Raw genomic sequence first — 22,349 nt, forward strand, 5'->3', positions numbered from 1 at the left:
ACTATAGTGGCATACCGGCGCATGCGTCAAACCGACATCGATGCGACGAGCTCGTGGTACCAGCGCTCCTGGCGCGTCTTGTGCAGGCGATACCAGGCCTTCGCGGTTTCCGGACGCCAGACTTTCAGCATCTTGAGCACTTCATACGAAAACTCGACGGGCGCCAGTCCCGTGGCGGTGATGAGGTTATCGCCGCGCACCGCCGCCTCCTTGCGATAGAAGGCCTCGCCGCGGTAGCCAGGGCAGGTTTGCTTGAGCAGGCCGAGGTCATCCGAGGTATGGCGGCGCTCGTCGAGCGCGCCGACACGCGCCAGGCCGGCCGTGGCGCCGCAAATCGCCGCGACCTGGTGCCCCTGGTCGAGTGCATCTCGGGCGAATTCCAGGATGGGATCGGCTTGTGGCGTGCTCCATATATCCGCGCCGGGCAGCAGCAGCACGTCGCCCTTCTGCAGTTGGATCGCGTCGAGCGTCATGTCCGGCATGTAGCGTACGCCGCCCATGCTGTCGATGGGGTCGCGGGTGATGCCGACCTTGAGCAGGCCGAAATCCATCGACGGATCGGCAAAGAAGCGGCGGCTGTGCAGCTCCGCGGTGAGATAGCCGATCTCCCAATCCGCCATGGTGTCGACGACGACCAGATAGAGTTTCATGGGACTTCCTTGTTCGATGGGCTTGCAGCATGGCTGCGCAGCCATGTGGTGAAATCGCGTACTTCTTCCGTGGCGTGGGCATCGCGCGGCAGGACGAGATAGTATGCGGCGGCGGCGGGAATGCTGGAAGAACCGATCCGGCGCAGCGTTCCCGCCTTGACCGCATCGGCTACCAGCCAGCTGCGGGCGAGCGCGACGCCCTGGCCATTCTCGGCTGCTTGCAGGGCCAACGCGGAATCGCGGTAGACGGCGCCGTATTGTTGGTTCGTGTCGATCGCGCCGTCTTGCCCGAACCAGACGGTCCACGGATGAAAGTCGTCGCGCAGCAGGGTGGCGCGGATCAGATCCTCGTTCGCATGGAGACCGTGCTCGCGCAGATAGGCCGGGCTGGCAACCGGGAACAGGCACTCTTCGAACAGAAGTTCGCTGCGCACCCCCGGCCACTGCCCGCTGCCATAGCGAATACCCAGGTGCGCGCCAGAGGCTTCCAGGTCGGCAATCGCCTGGGTGGATGAGATGTCGACATCGATGTCCGGATGGCGCAGGAAGAAATCGCCGATGCGCGGGAGCAGCCAGCGGGCGGCGAAGGAAGGCAGCACATTGATGCGCAAGCGTCGTACATCCGCATGACGCAGTGCCTCTGCCACGTCGAACAACTGCTGCAGGACCGGACGCACCACGGACAGGAATTGTTGGCCCTTGGGCGTAAGCGCGATTTCTCGGCGTGAGCGGTCGATCAGGGACGTCCGCAATGAAGACTCGAGCGCCCGCATTTGATGGCTGATGGCGCTGTGGGTCACGTGCAGCTCGTCCGCGGCAAGCGTGAAGCTGCGCAGGCGTCCGATCGCTTCGAACGCACGCAGCGTGTGCATCGGCGGCAGCGACGAGTTTGATGTGTGAATGGCATTCATGATCTGGTGAGTATAAAGCGTTTTTTCTGCGAGACATCCGCTGATATAACGTGAGCTTTGTTCACGGAGACCAGTAATGAAACCGCTGCATTTGCTCGCTGCGATCGGGGTTGTCGCCATTTGGGGCTGCAATTTCGTCGTCATCAAACTCGGGCTGGACGAGTTGCCGCCCTTGTTGTTATGCGCGCTGCGCTTTTTATTCGCGGCGCTGCCGGCGGTGTTTTTCGTCAAAAGGCCGCACATTCCGTTCAGCGGCATCGTCGCTTATGGCCTGGTCATGTTCGGACTGCAGTTTGCCTTCCTGTTTGGCGGAATGGCGCTTGGCATATCGGCCGGGTTGGCCTCGCTCGCGCTGCAGCTTCAATCCTTTCTGACGATTGCCCTCGCCGCCTGGTTGCTCGGCGATCGGCCAACTTACTTCCAGGTCGGCGGCGCCTTGCTTGCGTTGGGCGGCATAGCCGTTATCGGGGCGAACACTGGCGGCGATGTTTCCATCCTGGGACTGACGGCAGTCATTCTTGCAGCGCTCGCATGGGCGTGCGGGAATCTCATGTCCAAGCGTTTTGGCAGGGTCAATACGGTCGTGGTATTACAGGAGGATATGCAAGCATGGAAAGCAGCGGCCTTTGTGCTCGTGATCCTGGGTCTGTGTGTAATGCCGTTAAGTTAAGAGTAGCCACCACGTCGTTACCTCCACTGGAGGTGACGACTTCCCGCGAAGGCGGGAACCCAAGTTCTGCTGACGTCGTCGAAACGCTCGCAGAATTAGGTTCCCGCCTTCGCGGGAACGACGGTTTTTACGCTAACTTAACGGCATTAGGGTCTGTATGTGAACCAGTTCGGGGCAAGATTGTATGCGGGGATGAAAGGAGTGCAGGCGTGAGAAGCATGGCTGACCTTCCGCAGACGTTTGTTACCGATCCGGAGGCCGAGGCTTATGTCGCGGATCCCCATTCGACATGGCGTGTGAAGCTGGCATTCCGGGTNTCTGTATGTGAACCAGTTCGGGGCAAGATTGTATGCGGGGATGAAAGGAGTGCAGGCGTGAGAAGCATGGCTGACCTTCCGCAGACGTTTGTTACCGATCCGGAGGCCGAGGCTTATGTCGCGGATCCCCATTCGACATGGCGTGTGAAGCTGGCATTCCGGGTCGATTTCACGAACGGCGGGTACGTCGAGGGAAGGGATTTTTTGCTCGATATACCTGGGCCGGATATTGCGGTCGAACGTGCGGCAGCGATCCTGGTGTCGTCCATGAATCTGTTGCGGGCGGGGCCGGTGACTATCCAGGATCTGCAGGTCGTACGTCGTGGTGAGCACGACGATAGGTGAGCCGGAAAGCAAAAAACCCCACCAAGGTCACTTGGTGGGGTTTTTCTTTATAACTAGCCTGACGATAACCTACCGCTGGCCTTGCGCGTGAAGCGCAAGGTGAAACCGGCCCCGTCGAAGCAGGAATTCAACAGCAAAGTTAACTATGGATAGCTTTGCGTAAGTTTGAAGGAACGGTCTGCGAGCTGTCGCACCTGGACCGCGATCCGCGCTTCGCCGACAATCCGGCGGTCGCGGGGGCGCCGCATTTCCGTTATTACGCGGGGGCGCCGGTCGTCGACGACCAGGGTTTCGCGCTCGGCTCGCTGTGCGTGATCGATACCCGCCCACGCACGCTCGATGCGGTCCAGCGCCAGATCCTGACGCGGCTGGCCGGACAGGCGGCGGAGATCGGGCGCCGCGGCCGCGGACGGTAGCGCCGCTGGCCGTGATCATCCAGGCAAGTGGTATTAGCGTTCTGAAATCTCTGTTAGTTTTTAACTATTGAATAAGAAACTACGATAGCTTGTCATAAGCAGATTCGATTGGCCGCCGGCGGAGCTTTGCTGCACGATCCGGCCCCATGAACCACACCCACGATCGACACGGTCACCTGGCCGACCTGATCGCCGGCGCCGCCGCCGGCGATCGCGCGGCATTTCGCGAGCTGCACGCGCTGACCCACGACTACCTGTATCACACGGCCCTGCGGCTGCTGCGCCTGCCCAGCCTGGCGGAAGAAGCGCTGCAGGAGGCCTATCTCAGCATCTGGCTGCACGCGGCCTCGTTCCGCCCCGGACAGGCCAGCCCGATGACCTGGCTGATCGCCATCGTCCGCAACCGCGCCCTCAGCGTATTGCGCAGCAATCGCAGCGGCATCGCTCCCCTGATCTGCGATGAGGACCCGGCGCTGCTGGTCGACATGGAAGAGGAAGAAGACGTCGATCCCGGCGCCCGGGTGTTCGATGCGCTGGCGCGCCTGCGCCTGGCGCATGCGATGACGCGGCTCGAACCGGCCCAGCGCCAGAGCATCGCGCTGGCCTATGGACAGGAATTGACGCATGCCGAAATCGCCAGCCATCTCGGGGTCCCATTGGGCACGGCGAAGAGCTGGCTGCGGCGCGGCCTGGAACGGCTGCGGATCGGCATGGACGAACCCGCGCGGCGGCAGCCGGTCAGGCCGGCGTCCACGCTCGCGGACTGCCGGCCATGACGTCCTGCATCTGCGCGCGCAACCACTGCAGTCCAGGGTCGCCGTCGCTGTTCGGATGCCAGGCCATGCACAGCGTGTAGGTCAGGAAGGGAAAGCCCAGTTCGACCACCTCGACACCCGCGTGATCGTATGGCGCGATGAAGGCCGGCACGGTGCACACCAGGTCGCTGTGGGCGACGGTCGCCGCGACGGCGCTGAAGTCGCGCACCGCCAGCGCGGTATGGCGCGAGTGGCCAAGGCGGTACAGTTGCTCGTCCATGAAGCCGTGCAGGCTGCTGTCGCGCGCCACGTTGACATGGTCGAGGGCGCAGTATTCTTCCAGGCCGACCGGCGCCGCGCCGCGCGGGTGACCCGCGCGCTGCACCATCACGTAGGGCGTCGTGGTCAGCTCGCGGCTCGACAGGCCGGACGGCAGCAGGCAGGCGGTGCCGAAGCACAGGTCGACCTCCCCTTTTTCGAGCCGGCCCGCGAGGTCGGCGCCGTCCGGCGCGCTCAGGGTCAGGCGCAGGCCCTTGTTCGACAGCGCCAGCAGGCGACGCGCCAGTCCGGGAAGGATGACCGCGGCGCCCGTGTTATTGGCCACGATATGAAAGGTGCGCACCGCGGATGCGGGATCGAAATCGTCGGCGTCGAAGCGCACCGCCGCGTTCAGTCCCGCCAGCGCCGGTTGCAGGCGGCGGTGCAGCTTGAGCGCGAACGGCGACGGCGCCAGCCCCCGGCCACTTTCGGCCGGCACCAGCAGCGGGTCGCCGAACAGCTGGCGCAGGCGCGACAGCTGGGCCGACAGGGCCGGCTGGCTGACGTGCAGGCGCGCGGCGGCGCGCGTCACGCTGCACTCCTCGAGCAGGACGTTGAGCGACAGGAGCAGGGGCAGGTCGGCGCCGCGCAGGGACGGCGTGGCGCGCATCGGGGACCGGCGCTGTGGCTGGGACTGGGACTGGGGCTTGTGCATGGCTTGCGTTGGTTCCGAAGGTGGGCAGGAGCGCACGCCCCCACCCGCGTATTTACATGGGCGACATCATACGGTAGGAATGGTCCCGCCATCGATGACGAATTCGGCGCCGTGGACCGAGGCCGCCAGCGGCGACAGCAGGAAGGCGACCAGTTCGGCGACTTCTTCGGGCTTGCCGGGGCGGCCGATCGGGATGCCGCCGAGCGACTCCATCACCCGTTCGCGCGCCGCATCGACGCTGGCGCCGTCGTGCGCTGCCAGGCGTTCGAGAAAGGCGCGGGTCGCCGTGGTCTCGATGAAGCCGGGCGCCACGGCGTTGACGCGGATGCCGCGCGGCCCGAATTCGTTCGCCAGCGACTTGCTGTAGCTGGCCAGGGCCGCCTTCGCCGCGGCATAGGCGACCGTCGATTCGTACAGGGGCAGGCGGCGCTGGATCGAGGTGATGTGCACGATCGCGCCCGCGCCGCGCGCCACCATCGCCGGCAGGAAGGCGCGGTCCACCCGCACCGCGCTCATCAGGTTGAGCTGGAGCTCCTGTTCCCACATGGCGTCGTCGAGCGCCAGCGCGCCGCCGCCCGGAGCCGAGGAGCCGCCGACATTGTTGACCACGAAATCCAGGTGGCCGAACTCGTCGTGGACCGTGTCGACCAGGCGCCGTGCGCCCTCGGCACTGGCCAGGTCGGCCTCGAGGTAGCGTACCGATGCCACCGGGTCGGAAGGCTGCCCGCGCGCCGGCGCGATCACGGTCGCGCCCCGCTCCGCCAGCACGCGCACGATGGCCGCGCCCATGCCCTTGGTGCCGCCGGTGACCAGGGCCCGCTTGCCGTCGAAGGAATAGGCGCTCATGGCTTGATCTCCAGCGAATAGCGGGCGGCAGGTGGGGGTTAGTTGGTTCATGTGGTTTCTCCTCTGGGTTGGATACGTCCAGTGTAGGATGCGGCATCATGGCGAAAAAGACCCAAAAACGCTATGCTCCATGAACCAGAGGTTCATAATCAATGCCATGAGCTCACTCGAACTGATCCGCTTGTTCCTTGCGGTGGCGGAACACCGCAGCTTCACGCTCGCCGCCCGGCGGCTGGGCGTCAGCCCGACCGCCGTGAGCAAGGGGGTGCGCGCGCTGGAAGCAAAGCATGGCGTGACGCTGTTCGTGCGCACCACCCGCAGCGTCTCGCTCACCGATGCCGGCGCCGGCCTGCTCGCCGTGCTCAAGCCGGCGGTGGACCAGATCGAGGAAGCTTTCACGGGCCTGGAACGGTTCCAGCGCCGCCCCGCCGGCCGCCTGCGCCTGAGCGCGCCGCGCGCCTTCGGCTTCCTGGTGGCGCGGGAGCTGGTGCCGCGCATGCGCGCCGCTTATCCCGAGATCGGCTTCGACCTGTCGCTCGACGACGGCCTGGTCGACCTGGTGGCCGACGGCTACGACGCCGGCATCCGCCTCGGCCAGGCGGTGGCCCAGGACATGGTCGCCATCCGCCTCGGTCGCCCACTGGCGTGGTCGATCGTCGCGGCGCCGTGCTACTTCGCGCGCCATGGCGTGCCGACCGGGCCACGCGACCTGCTGCGCCACCGCGCCATCCGTTACCGCTTCACGACGTCCGGCGTGCTGCCGACATGGCTGTTGCGCGACGGCGATGGCGAGTTCCAGCTCGATCCCGGGGCCGACCTGTGCGCCAACGACACCCGCATGATCGCCGAGCTGGCGCGCGCCGGGCTGGGCATCGCGTATCTGCCCGACATCGAGATCGACGACGACCTGCGCCACGGCCGCCTGGTGCGGGTGCTGGCCTCGCATGTGCCCGCGACGTCAGGCCTGTACCTGTATTTCCCGATGCGCAGCCAGCACCAGCCCAAGATGCGGGCCCTGGTCGACGAGGCGTCGAAGCTGGCCGCCGAGGGGTTGCTCGACCTCGTCGACCGCGGCTAGCCGGTCCGGCTTATCTGGCGGCGGTCGCGGCGACCGCTTCCAGGATCACTTTCGCCACCTCCGCCGGGCGCGATTGCTGCGGCACGTGGCTCGCCTGCAGTTCGGAGGTCTTTGCGCCGATCTTGCTGGCCATCGCACGCTGCAGGCCGGGGTCGATCATGCGGTCACGGCTGCTGACGATGTACCAGGACGGTTTGGATTTCCACGCCACGGCCGACACCTTGTCGCTGAAGGCCCTGGACTGGATCGGGCCCTGGGTCGCGGCCATCACGGCGGCCTGCGCGGCCGGGACGTCCTGGGCGAAGTCTTCGCGCATCGCGGCGTCCGGCAGGCTCAGGAAGCCTTCCTTGTCGGCGACGAAGCGCTTGCTGCCGGGGGCGGCCGGGAAGCCTTCGCCAGTCTCGGCGGTCGACTTGCCGGCCTCCGGCGCGAACGCGGCCACGTAGACCAGGCTGCCCACCTTGGCGTGGTTGCCGGCCTCGGTGATCACGGTGCCGCCCCAGGAGTGACCGACCAGCACCACCTTGCCCGGCTGGGTCTCGATCGCGCGCCGCGCCGCGGCCACGTCGTCGGCCAGCGAGGTCAAGGGATTCTGGATCGCGGTGACCTTCACGCCCTTGGCCTGCAGCAGCGGGATGACCCTGGCCCAGTCCGAGCCGTCGGCAAAGGCGCCGTGCACGATCACGACCGAGGGTTTTTCCAAGGTATCGGCGGCGTGGGCGGTGACGCCGATGGCGGCCAGGGAGGCGGCGACGACGAGCGCTTTCAGGTGGTGTGTGACGGTCATGGTGTTCTCCTGTGGGGTGTTGGGTAAGTGAGTCCAGTATAGGGAACGCCTATCCACCCCGGTATCGGTCGATCGACCGATACGGTCCACCCGCACGGTCAGTCGAACACCGGCGTCTCGACCCCGAGCAGCTTGTGGATCTTGGGCGAGGTGGTCGTGTACACCATATGCGTCTTGCGGTCGGGGAAGACATGGGCCGCGACGCCGTAGGCCGCCAGCGCCGCTTCATGGAAGCCCGACAGGATCAGCTTCTTCTTGCCGTGATAGGTATTGATGTCGCCCACGGCGAAGATGCCCGGTTCGCTGGTCTCGAAGGTGCCGGTATCGTGTACCCGCAACTGGCGCATCTCCATGTCCAGGCCCCAGTCCACGATCGGTCCCAGCATCGGCAGCAGGCCGAAGAACACCATCAGGGCGTCGACCGGCACGCGCCGCGTGACGCCGTCGGCGCCCGCCACCTTGACTTCGGACAGTCGCCCGCCCTGCACGTCGAAGCCGGTGACCTGGCCCGACATGAACTGCATCTCGTGCGCCTCGCATAGCGCCTTCATCCTGGCGATCGAGGCCGGGGCCGCCCGGAAGCTGTCGCGCCGGTGCACCAGCACCACCGATGCCGCCTTGCCGACGAAGTCCAGCGCCCAGTCGAGCGCGGCGTCGCCGCCGCCGCAGATCACCAGTTGCCGGCCGTGGAAGCGCTCGGGACGCTTGACCCGGTAGAACAGCTGGCTGTCCTCGAAGCGCTCGATGCCGGCCACCTTCAGCTTGCGCGGCTGGAAGGCGCCGACGCCGGCGGCGATGACGACCGTCTTCGCGATGAAGCGCGTGCCGGTCGAAGTCGCGAGGTCGAACCGGCGGTCGGCGCGCCGCTGCAGCAGCGTCACCTCCTGCCCCAGGTGGAAGGTGGGCGCGAACGGCGCGCTCTGGGCCAGCAGCTTGTCGGTCAGTTCGCGGCCGGTGAGGACCGGCGCCGCCGGGATGTCGTAGATCGGCTTGTCCGGATACAGCTCCACGCACTGCCCGCCCACCGCGCCCAGCGAATCGATCACGTGGGCGCGGATGTCGAGCAGCCCCAGTTCGAATACCTGGAACAGGCCGACCGGCCCGGCGCCGACGATCACGGCATCGGCGTCGATGGCGCCATCGCCGGCCTCGAATTCGGGCCGGAAGATGCCTGGCGCTTCTACTGGTTTGTTCATATCGCTTCCTTTCTGCTTGATAGCTGGAGGGCTGGCCGACGACAGGTCGGCCGCGGATCATCACTTTATAAATCCTCAACTTCACTTGAGGTCAAGTGGCAGACGACTCTCCGGCGCAGATAAATCGGAACCATTCAGCAACAAACAAGGCACGCCACCCGCGAGCCGATTTACAATAGTGATTATTTCCCATCGGCAAGACCACCTGCCCTGACCAGATGAACAACATGATCCCGCCCGACGTCCAGGCCAAGCTCGCGCAGCGCCGCCAGGCCGTGCGCCGCAGTCCGCGCGACGCCAACGCCCATGCCCTGCTCGGCCTGGCCCTGCTCAAGGAATTGCAGCTCGAAGAAGGCGTCGGCGCGCTGCAGCGGGGGCTCGAGCTCGATCCCAAGCTGCGCGGCGTGCATGGCGTGCTGGCCGGCGCGCTGTTCGACCTGGGACGCTACGAGGCGGCGGTCGACTGCTACCGCAAGGCGCTGCGCTTCCAGCAGGCGGCCGACCTGCACCAGAACCTGGGCACGGCGCTGCTGCGCCTGGGACGCCTGGAAGAGGCCGAACCGAGCCTGCGCCGCGCGGCGGAACTGGCGCCCGGGGACGTCGAAACCCAGCTGGGCCTGGTGACGGTGCTGCTCGCCCTCGGCCGGCACGACGACGCGCGCGAGATCATGCAACTGGTGACGACGCTGACGCCGGACCAGGCGGATGCGCACTACCGGCTGGGACTGCTCCTGTGCCACATCAAGAACTGGGAGGCGGCGCTGGCCAGCATGGAGGCGGCGCTGGCCTGCGCGCCCGACCATCTCGAGGCGCAGCGCCACGTCGGCCTGTGCCAGCGCGAGCTGGGCCGCGCCGACGAAACGATCGCCGCGCTGGAGCGGGCCATGGCGCTCGCGCCCGACAATCCGGTCCTGCTCGACGACCTGGTCTCCAGCTTCCAGAAGTTCAAGCGCTTCCGCGAAGCGATCGCCGTGGGCCGGCGGATCCTGGTGGACCGCCCGGCCAGCCAGCGCGCCCTGAGTTCGCTGGTGCACTGCCACTTCACGCTGGGAGAATGGGAAGATGCGCTGGCGGCGGCGCGCCTGACGCTCGAACGCGTGCCGTCGGCCGAGAACCACAGCATGCTGCTGTTCGTCCTGAGCCACTGCTGCAGCGACCCCGAGGAACTGACGCGCGAACACTTCGCCTTCGGCGAGCGCTGGGAGTCGGGACTGGTCGGGCAGCGCCAGCCGCACGGAAACGCGCGCGATCCGCGGCGCGTGCTGCGGGTCGGCCTGGTGTCGGGCGATATGTACGGCCACGCCGTGGCCCGCTTCGTGGCCCCGGCGCTCGAAGCGCTGAAGGACAGCACGCAAATCCGCTTCCACGTCTACTACAACAACCGGATCGAGGACCACGTCACGCGCGCCATGAAGAAGACGGTGAGCGTCTGGCGCAGCATCGTCGACCTGGACGACGCCGCGGCCGAGCGCCTGATCCGCGACGACGGGGTCGATGTCCTGGTCGACCTGTCCGGCCATTCGGCGCTCAACCGCCTGTCGCTGTTCGCGCGCAAGCCGGCCCCGGTGCAGGCGACCTGGATCGGCTACGCCGGCACCACCGGGCTGCGCGCGATGGACTATATCCTGTGCGACCGCTTCATGGTGCCCGGCGAGCGCTACGCCGACCAGTTCACCGAGAACATCGTCAAGCTGCCGCTGGGGGCGCTGTTCCTGCCGGAGCCGGTCTCGCCCCCGGTCAACCCGTCGCCGGCCATGCAGAACGGTTACCTGACCTTCGGCAGCTTCCACCGCGCCAGCAAGCTCGGGCGCGAGGTGATCGCGCAATGGGCTTCGCTGCTGCATGCGATCCCGGACGCCAGGATGCTGCTCGGCGGCCTGGAATCGGGCATCGACGACGTGCTGGTCGAGTGGTTCGCCGACGCCGGCATTCCGCGCGAGCGCCTGCTGCTGCGCCAGCGCACCTCGGTGCGCGAATACCTGAAGCAGCACTACGAGGTCGACGTCTGCCTCAGCCCCTTCCCCTACAGCGGCTCGACCACCATCGGGCATGCGCTGTGGATGGGCGTGCCGACCCTGGCCACGGTGGGCGCCACCAACCCGAGCCATACCTCGGTGCCGTTCATGGCCCATATGGGCCTGCACACCTTCATTACCGAGAGCCCCGAGACCTATGTCAAGCTGGGCGTGTTCCTGTCGCAGAACCTGCCGGCGCTGGCCGCCATGCGCGCCACCATGCGCCAGCGCTTCCTCGATTCCATCCTCGGCTATCCGGGCATCGTCGGGGCCAGCCTCGAGCTGGCGCTGCGCCGCATGTGGGAGCGCTGGTGCGACGGCCTGCCGCCGGCGCCGCTGAGCGTGACGATGCAGGAACTGGCCGAGCTGCACCGGGTCGCACCGGAGGCGGACGGCACGGTCGAAGCGACGCCCGAAAAATAAATTAAAAAATTTCCGCAAGGCACTTAATGCCGCAGTGAAACTGGTCGCCCTGTACCTGTGAGAGCGAGTGATGCTACTCGACACCTCCCGAACGATAGACTGAATTCACCGCTTACCAGGAGCTAACATGCTGAGCCTTCACACCAACCACGCCGCGCTGTCGGCACAGAACTCGATCGCGCGCACCCAGAGCAACCTGTCGACCTCGCAAACCCGCCTGTCGACCGGCTACCGCATCAACTCGGCAATGGACGACGCCGCCGGCCTGCAGATCGCCTCGCGCCTGAAGGCACAGACTTCGGGCATGACCGTCGCCATGCGCAACACCCAGAACTCGACCGCGATGCTGCAGACCGCCGAAGGCGCGCTGGACGAAGTCTCGAACATGCTGATCCGCATGAAAGACCTGGCAACCCAGGCAGCCGACGCCTCGGCGACCGACGACGACAAGACCGCCATGCAGTCGGAATTCGACGCACTGGGCCTGGAACTGGCCAACGTCCTGAAGAACACCACCTTCGGCGGCTCGACCCTGCTGGTCGACGGCACCGTCGACGGCGAGATGACCTTCCAGATCGGCGCCTCGTCGAGCGAAACCATGGAAATCGACCTGAGCGACGACATGTCGACCCTGGCGTCGGACGTCTCGGCCGCCACCGCCAACTACTCGTCGGCCACCACCGGCACCGAGCTGACCTCGTCGGCCAACAGCACCATCGCCAACCTGGAAGACGCGCTGGCATCGGTCAACAAGGTCCGTTCGGGCCTGGGCGCCGCCGCCAACCGCCTGGAACACGTGTACAACAACCTGGCCAACATCAGCACCAACACCAAGGCCGCGACCGGCCAGATCATGGACGTCGACTTCGCCAGCGAGAGCGCGAACATGACGTCCAACCAGATGCTGCTGCAAGCCTCGACCGCCATGCTGAAGCAGTCGAACAGCATGTCGTCGATGGTGATGTCGCTGCTGCAGTAATCGCCGCATAGCCGGACCTGGCCCGGGCCTCACCCCGGGCAAGCTTCGAAGGCCAGCCGCGCGGCTGGCCTTTTTCTTTCCTGGAGCCGACCGCCATGGCCATCCCGCCCCTCCTGCCTGCCCTGCCTCCCCCATCCGCGCCCGCGCTGCAGGTCGGCGCCGTGGCGGCCGCCCTGCCCGCCGCCCTCCTCGGCGGCGGCGACGGACCGCCGCTGCCGTTTTCGCGGCCAAAACCCCACCATGTGATCATGGTGGGGTTTTTTGCTTTCAGAGCCTGAATGCGGGCTGCCTGCTTGCAGATCGAGAACGCATGCGCCGATCGAACGCGTGGATGGCAGAGCCATCCACCCCACGTCAATTCAGACGCCCCACAAGATATCGGTCTTGTTATCGCGCGCCGAGCGCATCATTTCCAGCAACGGATACATGCGGGCAGAGAAGGTCACCACCTCGATCGGCTGGTGTTCATGGTCGTCTTCGTCGCGATGATGCGCCTGGACGTCCTGCGCCACCTGGTCAGCGGCGTGGTTCTTGCGGCTCTCTTCCACCTCGGCCTCGACCAGCGGGATCACGCGTTCCGCTTCTGCCGCGGTGATGACACCGCGTTCCGGTTCCTTGTGCAGCAAGTCGAGAATGCGCTTGGCATGCTCCTGATACATCAGGACTTCTGGATAGGATCTGCATTTAAAGGTAATCAACATGGCTATCTCTTGGTTTTGTTAGTGATTCAACGATAGCACGACTGGCGCACCTTCACAGTGCGCTCGCTCGCACAAGGATCAGCCCCGCTTGACCCGAAACAGCCAGGCCGCCGCCAGCACAAGAACGGCGAGCAGGCCGGCGCCCGCTACGCCGAGGCCTCCCGCTTCGGAGAGAGGCGCAAGCGTCGCCCCGGCCAGCAACCAGCCCAGCGCTCCCCACGCCAGGCTGTTGAACAGCTCGAGCATGTTCATCACGATCCCGCCCTTGCCGCGTCCCTTGAAATTGCTGCGCTGGCCGGGCCGGCCGGACCAGAACACGACCAGCCCCGCGCCCAGTACCGCGCCGCACACGACAAGGCACACCGCCAGCCCGGCAAGCGGCGCGCGCACGCCCAGCCACAGCAGCGGCACGGCCACCAGCGCCAGCACCGGCATGACGGCCGCCGCCAGCTTGGCGCGCCGCACCGTGCGCAGCGATGCGGGCGACACCAGCAACAGGTCGGGCGCATCCTCGGCCGACAGCGCGATCCAGGCCAGCGCACCGGTCAGCGAACTGCAGAGCAGCGCCAGGCCGGCGCCGAGCGCCTGCACCTGGACCTCGGCGCGCTGGAAGATGATGAAGAACAGCGGCAGCAGGAACAGCAGTTGCAGCAGCACCTGCGACAGCAGATGCGGATCGCGCACGGTCAGGCGCCACTCCTTGACCGCGACGGTCCGGAACAGGCTGCGCCCGAAGCGAGGACGCAGCGCCGCCTCGGGCGCGGTCCTGGCGCGCGCCGCCGATGCCGCCAATTGCAGGCCGCGCGCGAAGAAGCGGTGGGTGCGGCGCGCCGTCAGCACGAATACCGCCGCCGCCGCCCCGGCCAGCAGCAGCATGGGAAGCGGCTCGCCCAGCACGGCGCGCGCCGGCAGCAGCAGCGGATTGTCCGCGATGCCATCCCGGCCCAGCAGGCCGCCCAGCATCTCGCGCGCGCGGCCCTGCGTTTCCCTGGACGACAGCGATTGCAGCTGCGAAGCGATCACCAGCAGCGCTCCGGCCAGCGCCCCGATCACCTGCGCCACCACGCGCGTGCGGCGCGCGCCCAGCACGCGCACCAGGCCGAGCGTGAGCAGCATCGCCACGCAGCTGCACAGCACCGCCACCGAGATCACGCCAGGATAGATGCCCAGCCAGCGCCATTGCCCCTGCAGCAGGCCGGCATGGGCGAACGGGGCCAGGAAGAACAGGTAGATGGCGGCGGTGCTGGCCGCCACGCCGGCCAGGCGCACGGTGAAAATGCTGTGCGAGGGCAGGGGCGACGACAGCAGCAGGTCGAGGTCGCTGCGCTCGAACAGCACCAGCACGCTCGACTTGATCGCGGACGACAGCATGAAGGTCGCGCCGGCCACCAGCATGGCCGCAATGGCGAGCAGAATGCGCGGATCGTCGCCCGGGATGGCGGCCGTCTTCTCCACCGTCACCCAGCCCAGCAGGTGCAGGGCGGCCCAGCCCATCAGCGCCAGGGCGAGGGCTGCATTGCCGGGCCGGCGCTTGCTGGCGCCCTCCTTGCCGCCTGCCGCATTGAACCAGGCCAGCCGCAGCTCGTGCCGCAGCAGCCAGCCGACACTGCCCGGCGCCGCCTTCATGGCGTCGCCGTCAGCTGCAGGAACACGTCTTCCAGGCTGCCGCCCCGGGTGCGCGCGCGCAGTTCGTCGAGCGTGCCTTCGGCGATCAGGCGACCTGCGCGGATGATCCCGATGCGCTGCGCCAGCCGCTCCGCCACTTCGAGGATGTGGGTGGTCAGGATGACCGTGCCGCCCTTGGCCACATGCGCCAGCAGCAGGTCCTTGACCTGGCGCGCCGCGGCCGCGTCCAGGCCGGTGAGCGGTTCGTCGAGGATCAGCAGTTCGGGCTCGTGGACCAGGGCGCCGGCCAGGGCCAGCTTCTGCTTCATCCCGCGCGAGAATCCTTCGGTCAATTCGTGCGCATGCCGGCTCAGGTCGAGCCAGTCGAGCAGCTCGCGCGCACGCGGCTCGGCGTCCTCCGCGCGCACGCCCCACAGACCGGCCACGAATTCGAGATACTCGAAGGGCTTGAGCTTCCCGTACAACATCGGCTCGTCCGGCAGGTAGGCCATCCTGGCCTTGGCCGCGGCCGGCGCGCTGGCCAGGTCGATGCCGAGCACCTCGATGCTGCCGGCGTCTGGCGCCAGCAGGCCGGTGACCAGGCGCAACGTGGTGGTCTTGCCGGCGCCGTTAGGGCCGAGCAGGGCGTAGAACTCGCCACGGCGCACGGCCAGGTCAAGGCCATCGACGGCGGGGCGGCCGAAATCCTTGCGCAGGCCGGCAAGGCGTAGTGCTAGACGCGTGTCATCCATGCGGTGTCACTGGAGCGCAAACGAAGAAAGGAATTGTTCGACCTGCTCGGGCGGCGCGGCATCCGCGGGCCCGAGCACGATCACCTGGTAGAAGCGCTCGCCGCGCGCCGCGAACCTGCCATGCAGGCGCATCGGCCTGCCGTTGACCGCGCCCGCGGCATCGACGCGCAGGCCGTCCTGCGCCGCCGCCGGCGCTTCATCGACGCCGGCCCCGATATTGCGCAGCAGGGCCAGGCGCATCGCCGGCAGCGCTGCCTGCGCGCGCGCGGCATCGGGCGCGGTGGCGGCGCCGACGGCGAAGGTGGCGCCGTCGACTTCGGCGGCCGTCATCGTCATCTCCACCCGCAGGCCCTCGACATCCACCGGCCGGGTGAAGGTAGCCGGCTTGGCCGGGAACAGCACCTTGTAGCGGCCATCCTGGCTCGTGTGCTCGCGCCAGTTGTAGGTGGGGTTGCAGCCGGCGAGCAGGAGCGCGGCCAGCAGGGCCGGGACGAAGCCGAAAAAAACCACAGGCATGCGCACGGGCATGCGCTGCAAGAGCAGGGTCGGTAGTCGCATGGCACGATAGTAGCAGCAGCGCTTACCTCGCCAGCCGTTTTTTGAAAGAGGGTAGCGTCGCCTGCGCCGGGTTCCATCGAAGGAGGGAGGACTTCGGCCCGTCCGGCGCATCTTGTCGTATCATTTTCCCGTTGCTGCTCCCAGGACCACCATGAAACGCAGAATCGGATTCCTCTTCCCGCCCGGCTTCCAGGCGCTCGACCTGATGGCCACCACCGTGTTCGAGATCGCCAACGGCCTCGATGGCGGACCGTTCTATGACATGACCATGCTGTCCGAGCACGGCGGCGTGCTGGCCAGCTCGTCCGGCGTCGGCGTGTTCACCGACGCCTTCGACCGGCGCGACTTCGACACCCTGATCGTGGCCGGCGTCATGACGCCGCTGAGCATGAAGTCGAGCGCGCCGTTCCTGGCCTTCCTGCGCGAAGCCAGCGACGCGTCGCGCCGCACCGCCAGCATCTGCACCGGCGCCTTTATCCTGGCCGAGGCCGGCCTGCTCGACGGCCGCCGCGCCACCACCCACTGGGCGCTGGCGCGCGACCTGCAGCGTGCCTGTCCGAAGTCGCGCATCGAAGAAGACCGCATCTACATCAACGACGGCCGGGTCTGGACCTCGGCCGGCATGACCGCCTGCATCGACCTGTGCCTGGCGATGGTCGAGGCCGACCTGGGCAAGGACGCGTCGAAGCACATCGCGCGCCAGATGGTGGTCTATCACCGCCGCAGCGGCGGCCAGTCGCAGTTCTCGGCGCTGCTGGAGCTCGAGCCGAAATCGGACCGCATCCAGCAGGCGCTCACCTATGCGAAGAGCCACCTGCGGCGGCCGCTGTCGGTCGACGAGCTGGCCGAGGCGGCCAACCTGAGCACGCGCCAGTTCAGCCGCAGCTTCCGCCTCGAGACCGGCCAGTCGCCTGCGCGCGCGATCGAGGTGCTGCGGGTCGAGGCGGCGCGCGCCATGATCGAGACCAGCAATCACTCGATCGACGTGGTGGCGCGCGAGACCGGCTTCGCCGACCCCGAACGCATGCGGCGCGCCTTCCTGCGCGCCTTCGGCCAGCCGCCGCAGGCGATCAAGCGCGCGGCGCGCGAGCAGGCGGCATAGGCGCTCACAGTGCCGCAGACGTCATTGTGCTGACCGCAACTGTGCGAGGTTATGTTGCAGACGCTGGCGCAACATCTGTTCCGAATGTGGATCCAGCCAATGTGCGACTTGCGCATAGCTATGCTCGATCCGGTTCAGCAAGGCGGTGAGGTAGGCGTCGGCTTCTTCCCAATTGCCGAATCCAAAGCGATGTACGTCCGCGAACAGCGCCTCACGCGATATATCGAATCGGCCCGTGGAAAGCTGCATGGTCAGGGTCGATGGGGTTTCGGCAGGATTTGGGACGACATCGAACGCCGGCGACAGGCGCCATCGTCCTTCGTTACCGGAATAAACGGCTGCATGATTACGTACATGGTCATCGTCATTGCCACACACTGCGTTGAACACCATGCGTCCGAACAGTTCATGGCGGTCCCCGGTCGGTGCGCCGATACGCCGTAGTTCTTCCGCCAGCCTTGGATAGCTCCATCTGTCGGTCTGCATCAGATTGTCCGGATACTCGGCCTGCAACAACGAGGCCGCGCTGATGCACATGGATCGCTGGCTGCCATGTCGGTCGTAGCGCAGGACACGTATCGCGCTCCGGCCTTTCTCCATTCGATGAAGTATGGTGTGTGCAAAGTTCAAGCCGCTGGCAGCTCCCCATTGCTGTCCGACGTGTTCAAGGACAGGAATGTCGGCAATGTCGGTGGCAATTTGTGGCTTGACTAACCAGAATTGTCCATCGTCGTCCTGTAGCGTTGCTTTAGGACGAGCGCCACCGACGCTTGCCGTCTGTACCAAGCGCCGCCGCAGTCGGATATCGACAGGCGGCAGTCGCTCATGTATCGCGCCCAGCTCTTCGACCAGCAATGACAATTGGGGCAGGCGGGGGCGTTGTAACTCCGCAATGGACGGCTTGCGGGCAGTGCCGACAGCGAGTGCCCCCCAGCGATCCGCATTGCTTGCCAACAGCAGGTAACGCGACATCGGCGTGCCCGAAGGCAGATTGTGTTCGCGCTTCAGCAATGCCTGGCCCCATGCGTCAGGACAGGCATCGCGTAGCACATCGTGCAGGCCGCCATAACGCATTGCTTCCCGGTCCATATCGGGAACGAAAGGCAGATTGACCGGATCGATCGACCAGCCATGCCCGGCATCGACATAACTTGGTGCGTATCGGAAATACCCTTTGCCGACGACAGGGCCGGACTGGTATCTGCCCACTGTCACCCATTCCCCATTATCGGGACGTTGGAGATAGACGTATAGAGGCTTAGAAATAGTCTGCATCTGCCGACCCTCGCTCTTGCCTGCTACGCCGGACCCGCCGATTTACTCCACCCTCCCATAATTTTGGGTCAAGTGGCGGCGCCACATCATCCATGATCCCCAGGATGAGCATGGCAGTGAGATACGTGCCGGCTGCCGCCCCTGGATCGCCTAGTTCCAGGCGTCGTAGCGTCGCTTCCGAAACACCCATCCGTGAGCATAAATCCGCAACCATCAAGCGCTGGCTCAGGCGTTGAGTGCGAATACTGCGGCCCCATATGGTCAGGCGCTCCTGAACGAGCGTAGGCAATGCGGTGGATTCGGATAGTTTACGCGGCATCTTTCCTCCATAGATAACCTATTATAGTTCATAAGAAATTATCTATACCGGATGTAAAAAACAATAAAATGTATAGATAATGGCTTATGCGGTATAAAAGACTATCTATGATGGCTTGATTTTAGTCATCGCGCAGCGCACGTCGATATCCGATCGCCTCCGCCACTTGCTTCGCCGTCACGTGTTCCGCCTCCGCAAGATCGGCAATGGTCCGCGCCACCTTGAGCACGCGGTGATAGGCGCGCGCCGACCAGTGCAAATGGCGCGCCGCATCGTGCAGCAGCCGTCGTCCCGCTTCGTCCGGCGCGCAATGGCGGTCGATCTCGCCCGGCCCCAACTGGCTGTTCGGCCGTCCCTGGCGCGCGACCTGGCGCGCATGCGCCTGCGCTACCCGCTGCGCGATCGCCGCACTGGGCTCTCCCCCGGCCTGCGCACCCATACTGTCGGGCGCCATGGCCGCCACCGGCAGCTGGATGTCGATGCGGTCGAGCAGGGGGCCTGAGATGCGGCCCTGGTAGCGCAGCACGGCGTCCGGCGTGCAGCGGCACTTGCCGCTGGCGTGGCCAAGCCAGCCGCAGGGGCAGGGATTCATCGCCGCGATCAGCTGGAAGCGGGCCGGAAAATCCGCCTGGTGGGCCGCGCGAGAGATCGTGATCGAGCCCGATTCCAGCGGCTCGCGCAGCACCTCGAGCACGCGGCGGTCGAATTCGGGCAACTCGTCGAGGAACAGTACCCCGTGGTGGGCCAGCGACACTTCTCCCGGCCGCGGCAGGTTGCCGCCGCCGACCAGGGCCACGCCCGAGGTGGTGTGGTGCGGGCCGCGAAACGGCCGCTGGCGCCAGCGCTCGGGTGCGAAGCCGCCGGCCAGCGATTGCACGGCGGCCGATTCGAGTGCCTCGGCCTCGCTCATCGGCGGCAACAGGCCCGGCAGGCGTGCCGCCAGCATGCTTTTGCCCGCGCCCGGCGGGCCGACCAGCAGGACGGAATGGGCGCCGGCGGCCGCGACCTCCAGTGCGCGCTTGGCATGCTGCTGGCCCTTGACCTCGGCGAAGTCCGGATAGCGCGGCGCGGGCGACATGCCGGGGCCGTGATGCCGCGCCAGTTTCGGCGCATCGGGCGTGTTGGCGAAGTGCGCGCACACCTCGAGCAGGGTGCGCGCCGGGAGGATGGCTGCCGCCTCCACCAGCGCCGCTTCGTCGGCATTGGCCAGAGGCAGGATGAAGGCGCGCATCTCGGCGTCGCCATGACTGGCCATCGCGAATGCCATCGCCAGCGCGCCGCGCACCGGACGCAATTCGCCCGACAACGACAGCTCGCCCGCGAATTCGTAACGGTGCAGCGCGTCGTCGCGGATCTGGCGCGACGCGGCCAGGATGCCCAGCGCGATGGGCAGGTCGAACCGGCCCGACTCCTTGGGCAGGTCGGCTGGCGCCAGGTTGATCGTGATGCGGCGCGCGGGAATATCGAAGCCGGAATTTTGCAGCGCCGCCCGCACGCGGTCTTTCGCTTCGCGCACCTCGGTATCCGGCAACCCCACGATCGCGATGCCCGGCAGGCCGTTGGCCAGGTGGACCTCGACATTGACAGGCGGCGCTTCCATGCCGGCCAGGGCGCGGCTTCTGAGGACGGCGAGACTCATTGTTTGCTTCCCCATCAACACTGGAAAGGACCTATCGTAGAGCGCTCGCGCCGACATCTGTTGAGAGCGGACAGGCATGCGCACCCACCCGCTATGGCATACGCATACACCTCGGAAATCGTCGTCCATTCCCGCATATCCACCGCCTGTCACATAAAACTGACATTGCATTGTATTAACGCTACATTATCTATAAGGAAATAAACGTCACCATCAACCGCCCAGGAGTAACCGCCGATGCTATCGATCAAGCAGCTCAACAAGACCTATGCCAATGGCGTGAAAGCCATCAACGATGTCAGTCTCGAGATCCCGAACGGCATGTTCGGGTTGCTCGGGCCGAACGGCGCCGGCAAGTCTTCATTGATGCGCACCATCGCCACCTTGCAAGACCCCGATAGCGGCAGCATCCACTTCCACGGCCTCGACGTTCTGAACGACAAGGAAAGCCTGCGCCGCCAGCTCGGCTACCTGCCGCAGGACTTCGGCGTCTACCCGAAAGTCAGCGCTGAAAAGCTGCTCAACCACTTCGCCGTGCTGAAAGGCTTGAGCGCGAAGGGCGAGCGCAAGGAAATCGTGGAGGCCCTGCTGCACCAGACCAATCTGTGGGAAGCGAGGAAGCGTGGCCTGGGCACCTATTCGGGCGGCATGCGCCAGCGCTTCGGCATCGCCCAGGCGCTGCTCGGCGCGCCGCGCCTGGTGATCGTCGACGAGCCGACCGCCGGCCTCGATCCCGACGAGCGCAACCGCTTCCTGAACCTGCTGGCCAAGATCGGCGAGCAGGTGGTGGTGATCCTGTCGACCCACATCGTCGAGGACGTGACCGACCTGTGCCCGCGCATGGCAAAAACCCCACCATGTGATCATGGTGGGGTTTTTTGCTTTCTACCTCATATAACCCATGCTTCAAGGGTAATTTAATACTAAGTCTCTTTACCTACACCTTTGTATCTATACTGAGCCTTCCCTTGGTCTCATTATTGGATACGATGACCTCTATTTCCACTTCGCTGCGCTCTGGCCTGGCAAGATCTATAGCATTTGCAGCCCTGATGTTCTCCAGCGCCGCCATGGCGCAATCGCTACCTGCCAGCTGCGATATGGGAGAGCTGTCCACCATCCCGCTTGCATTCACCAACGACCTGCGTCCCCTGATGGAAGCCACCATCAACGGCAAGCCAGTTTCCGCCGTGGTGAATATCGGCTCCGCGCAAACCATCATCCTCAACAAGAAAACACTGGAGCGGCTCGACATCAAGGTACGGCACGTCACCAGCACCCAATTCCAGGAAAGCAGGAGTCTGACGACAAATTTCGTTCCCCAAAATAACATCACGCCAAGCGGCATGTTCATCGTCCGGGAAGGGCTGAATGTCTTCGTCGAACAATTGTCCGTTGGCCGGACCGAGCTGAAAGACAGCTGGTTCCTCGTCGAAGACTTCATGGACGACACTTTCGGCGCACGAGTCGGCGCAGGCAATCTGCTGCAAACAGATCTCGAGGTGTCGCTGGACAGCGGCTATCTCAAGTATTTCAAGCCAGACGGCTGTTTCAGGGAACACCTGGCGTATTGGGATCCTGAAGCCGTTGCAGTGCCAATCAATGTTGACCTGTACAAACGCGATCCGCGACCGATCTTCAAGGTACTCATCAATGGCAAGGAGGTGTGGGCGTTGTTATCGACAGCGACACCGCACTCCTATTTCCCAGCCAGCGCCGCGGCGCGGCTGAATCTGGCGCCGACGACGGCTGGAGCCACGCGTGAGGAACCGCTGCCAGGACATGGTCGCGACAAGCCGGTCTGGAGCGTTCCAGTAGAGCAGATGTCGGTCGGCGGACTCGATGTCACGGACTTCAAGGTGCGCCTGATGGACCTGCCCCATTCGGGCGAGATATTGGTTCTTGGCACCGACTTCCTGCACCGCCACCGCGTGTATATCGCCATGAGCCAAAGGCTGGTCTATTTCTCGACAATCAAGAACCCGATCATGAAGCGCGGCTCAGTGGAAGTCATTCCGCGCCCCACCGAGTAAAGCG

The 22,349-nt window shown here is 65.6% G+C and carries 22 protein-coding genes and 1 pseudogene; 11 read left to right on the forward strand and 12 right to left on the reverse strand.

What is annotated here, in order from left to right; translation table 11 throughout:
• Positions 1–26: 26 nt before the first annotated feature.
• Together Q9246_RS26185 and gcvA are read right to left on the reverse strand one after the other, a co-directional pair.
• The gene (locus tag Q9246_RS26185) at positions 27–650 is read right to left on the reverse strand and encodes a type 1 glutamine amidotransferase family protein (RefSeq protein WP_306394348.1); all 624 of its coding nucleotides are present in this window, start codon (positions 648–650) and stop codon (positions 27–29) included.
• Complete coding sequence (gene gcvA / locus Q9246_RS26190; protein WP_306394349.1) at positions 647–1,561, reverse strand: transcriptional regulator GcvA; 915 nt, start codon at positions 1,559–1,561, stop codon at positions 647–649. Before gcvA ends, Q9246_RS26185 begins: the two co-directional genes overlap by 4 nt.
• A 76-nt stretch (positions 1,562–1,637) precedes the next feature.
• Between gcvA and Q9246_RS26195 the strand changes: the two genes are divergently transcribed.
• The 4 genes from Q9246_RS26195 (at position 1,638) to Q9246_RS26210 (ending at position 4,085) form a co-directional block, all read left to right on the forward strand.
• Positions 1,638–2,231: an EamA family transporter gene (locus tag Q9246_RS26195; protein ID WP_306394350.1), complete on the forward strand. Its 594-nt coding sequence runs from the start codon at positions 1,638–1,640 to the stop codon at positions 2,229–2,231.
• A 383-nt stretch (positions 2,232–2,614) separates the two neighbouring features.
• On the forward strand, positions 2,615–2,893 hold the full coding sequence (locus Q9246_RS26200) for a hypothetical protein (RefSeq protein WP_306394351.1): 279 nt from the start codon (positions 2,615–2,617) through the stop codon (positions 2,891–2,893).
• A 155-nt stretch (positions 2,894–3,048) separates the two neighbouring features.
• Entirely contained in the window at positions 3,049–3,309 is a 261-nt protein-coding gene (locus Q9246_RS26205; protein WP_306394353.1) for a GAF domain-containing protein, read from the forward strand.
• A gap of 146 nt (positions 3,310–3,455) precedes the next feature.
• Positions 3,456–4,085 carry an RNA polymerase sigma factor gene (locus tag Q9246_RS26210; protein ID WP_306394354.1) on the forward strand — a complete coding sequence of 210 codons (630 nt, stop codon included), beginning with the start codon at positions 3,456–3,458 and terminating at the stop codon, positions 4,083–4,085.
• On the opposite strand, the gene Q9246_RS26215 is transcribed toward Q9246_RS26210, so the two are convergent.
• Positions 4,048–5,037, reverse strand: coding sequence for a LysR family transcriptional regulator (locus Q9246_RS26215; RefSeq protein WP_306394355.1), 990 nt, complete (start codon positions 5,035–5,037; stop codon positions 4,048–4,050). The genes Q9246_RS26210 and Q9246_RS26215 overlap by 38 nt on opposite strands.
• A gap of 66 nt (positions 5,038–5,103) precedes the next feature.
• A complete protein-coding gene (locus Q9246_RS26220) occupies positions 5,104–5,883 on the reverse strand; it encodes an SDR family oxidoreductase (RefSeq protein ID WP_306394356.1) in 780 nt (259 codons plus the stop codon).
• 157 nt (positions 5,884–6,040) lie between these two features.
• On the opposite strand from Q9246_RS26220, the gene Q9246_RS26225 reads away from it, so the two are divergent.
• Entirely contained in the window at positions 6,041–6,961 is a 921-nt protein-coding gene (locus Q9246_RS26225) for a LysR family transcriptional regulator (protein WP_306394358.1), read from the forward strand.
• A gap of 10 nt (positions 6,962–6,971) precedes the next feature.
• Here the strand turns inward: Q9246_RS26225 and Q9246_RS26230 are convergent, their stop codons facing one another.
• Both Q9246_RS26230 and Q9246_RS26235 read right to left on the reverse strand, forming a co-directional pair.
• On the reverse strand, positions 6,972–7,748 hold the full coding sequence (locus tag Q9246_RS26230; protein WP_306394359.1) for an alpha/beta fold hydrolase: 777 nt from the start codon (positions 7,746–7,748) through the stop codon (positions 6,972–6,974).
• Positions 7,749–7,846: 98 nt separating this feature from the next.
• Positions 7,847–8,944, reverse strand: coding sequence for an NAD(P)/FAD-dependent oxidoreductase (locus Q9246_RS26235; protein WP_306394362.1), 1,098 nt, complete (start codon positions 8,942–8,944; stop codon positions 7,847–7,849).
• 218 nt (positions 8,945–9,162) lie between these two features.
• Here Q9246_RS26235 and Q9246_RS26240 point away from each other — a divergent pair, with 218 nt between their 5' ends.
• The 3 genes from Q9246_RS26240 (at position 9,163) to Q9246_RS26250 (ending at position 12,639) form a co-directional block, all read left to right on the forward strand.
• Entirely contained in the window at positions 9,163–11,382 is a 2,220-nt protein-coding gene (locus tag Q9246_RS26240; protein ID WP_306394363.1) for a tetratricopeptide repeat protein, read from the forward strand.
• Between the two features lie 127 nt (positions 11,383–11,509).
• The gene (locus Q9246_RS26245; RefSeq protein ID WP_306394366.1) at positions 11,510–12,361 is read left to right on the forward strand and encodes a flagellin N-terminal helical domain-containing protein; all 852 of its coding nucleotides are present in this window, start codon (positions 11,510–11,512) and stop codon (positions 12,359–12,361) included.
• 95 nt (positions 12,362–12,456) lie between these two features.
• Positions 12,457–12,639, forward strand: a complete 183-nt coding sequence (locus Q9246_RS26250) for a hypothetical protein (protein ID WP_306394367.1) — start codon at positions 12,457–12,459, stop codon at positions 12,637–12,639.
• Between the two features lie 81 nt (positions 12,640–12,720).
• Here Q9246_RS26250 and Q9246_RS26255 read toward each other — a convergent pair whose 3' ends face one another.
• From Q9246_RS26255 to Q9246_RS26270, 4 genes are all read right to left on the reverse strand, one after another.
• The gene (locus tag Q9246_RS26255) at positions 12,721–13,062 is read right to left on the reverse strand and encodes a DUF1840 domain-containing protein (RefSeq protein ID WP_306394369.1); all 342 of its coding nucleotides are present in this window, start codon (positions 13,060–13,062) and stop codon (positions 12,721–12,723) included.
• Between the two features lie 78 nt (positions 13,063–13,140).
• A complete protein-coding gene (locus Q9246_RS26260; protein WP_306394371.1) occupies positions 13,141–14,688 on the reverse strand; it encodes a putative ABC transporter permease subunit in 1,548 nt (515 codons plus the stop codon).
• Positions 14,685–15,419, reverse strand: a complete 735-nt coding sequence (locus Q9246_RS26265) for an ABC transporter ATP-binding protein (RefSeq protein WP_306394374.1) — start codon at positions 15,417–15,419, stop codon at positions 14,685–14,687. Before Q9246_RS26265 ends, Q9246_RS26260 begins: the two co-directional genes overlap by 4 nt.
• Before the next feature lie 6 nt (positions 15,420–15,425).
• Entirely contained in the window at positions 15,426–15,935 is a 510-nt protein-coding gene (locus tag Q9246_RS26270) for a hypothetical protein (RefSeq protein WP_306394376.1), read from the reverse strand.
• A 193-nt stretch (positions 15,936–16,128) separates the two neighbouring features.
• Between Q9246_RS26270 and Q9246_RS26275 the strand changes: the two genes are divergently transcribed.
• Positions 16,129–17,079 (forward strand): GlxA family transcriptional regulator, encoded by a 951-nt coding sequence (locus tag Q9246_RS26275; RefSeq protein ID WP_306394378.1) that lies wholly within the window; start codon positions 16,129–16,131, stop codon positions 17,077–17,079.
• Positions 17,080–17,100: 21 nt separating this feature from the next.
• On the opposite strand, the gene Q9246_RS26280 is transcribed toward Q9246_RS26275, so the two are convergent.
• Together Q9246_RS26280 and Q9246_RS26285 are read right to left on the reverse strand one after the other, a co-directional pair.
• A complete protein-coding gene (locus Q9246_RS26280) occupies positions 17,101–18,354 on the reverse strand; it encodes a type II toxin-antitoxin system HipA family toxin (RefSeq protein ID WP_306394381.1) in 1,254 nt (417 codons plus the stop codon).
• Between the two features lie 440 nt (positions 18,355–18,794).
• Positions 18,795–20,312, reverse strand: a complete 1,518-nt coding sequence (locus tag Q9246_RS26285; protein WP_306394383.1) for a YifB family Mg chelatase-like AAA ATPase — start codon at positions 20,310–20,312, stop codon at positions 18,795–18,797.
• Between the two features lie 237 nt (positions 20,313–20,549).
• Between Q9246_RS26285 and Q9246_RS26290 the strand changes: the two are divergent.
• A pseudogene (locus Q9246_RS26290) lies at positions 20,550–21,158 on the forward strand (ABC transporter ATP-binding protein); the annotation flags it as partial.
• Between the two features lie 143 nt (positions 21,159–21,301).
• Positions 21,302–22,345, forward strand: coding sequence for a pepsin/retropepsin-like aspartic protease family protein (locus Q9246_RS26295; protein ID WP_306394384.1), 1,044 nt, complete (start codon positions 21,302–21,304; stop codon positions 22,343–22,345).
• Positions 22,346–22,349: the final 4 nt, after the last annotated feature.

Origin of the sequence: Telluria beijingensis, assembly GCF_030770395.1 — a bacterium.
In the GTDB taxonomy this organism is placed as follows: Bacteria; Pseudomonadota; Gammaproteobacteria; order Burkholderiales; family Burkholderiaceae_D; genus Telluria; species Telluria beijingensis.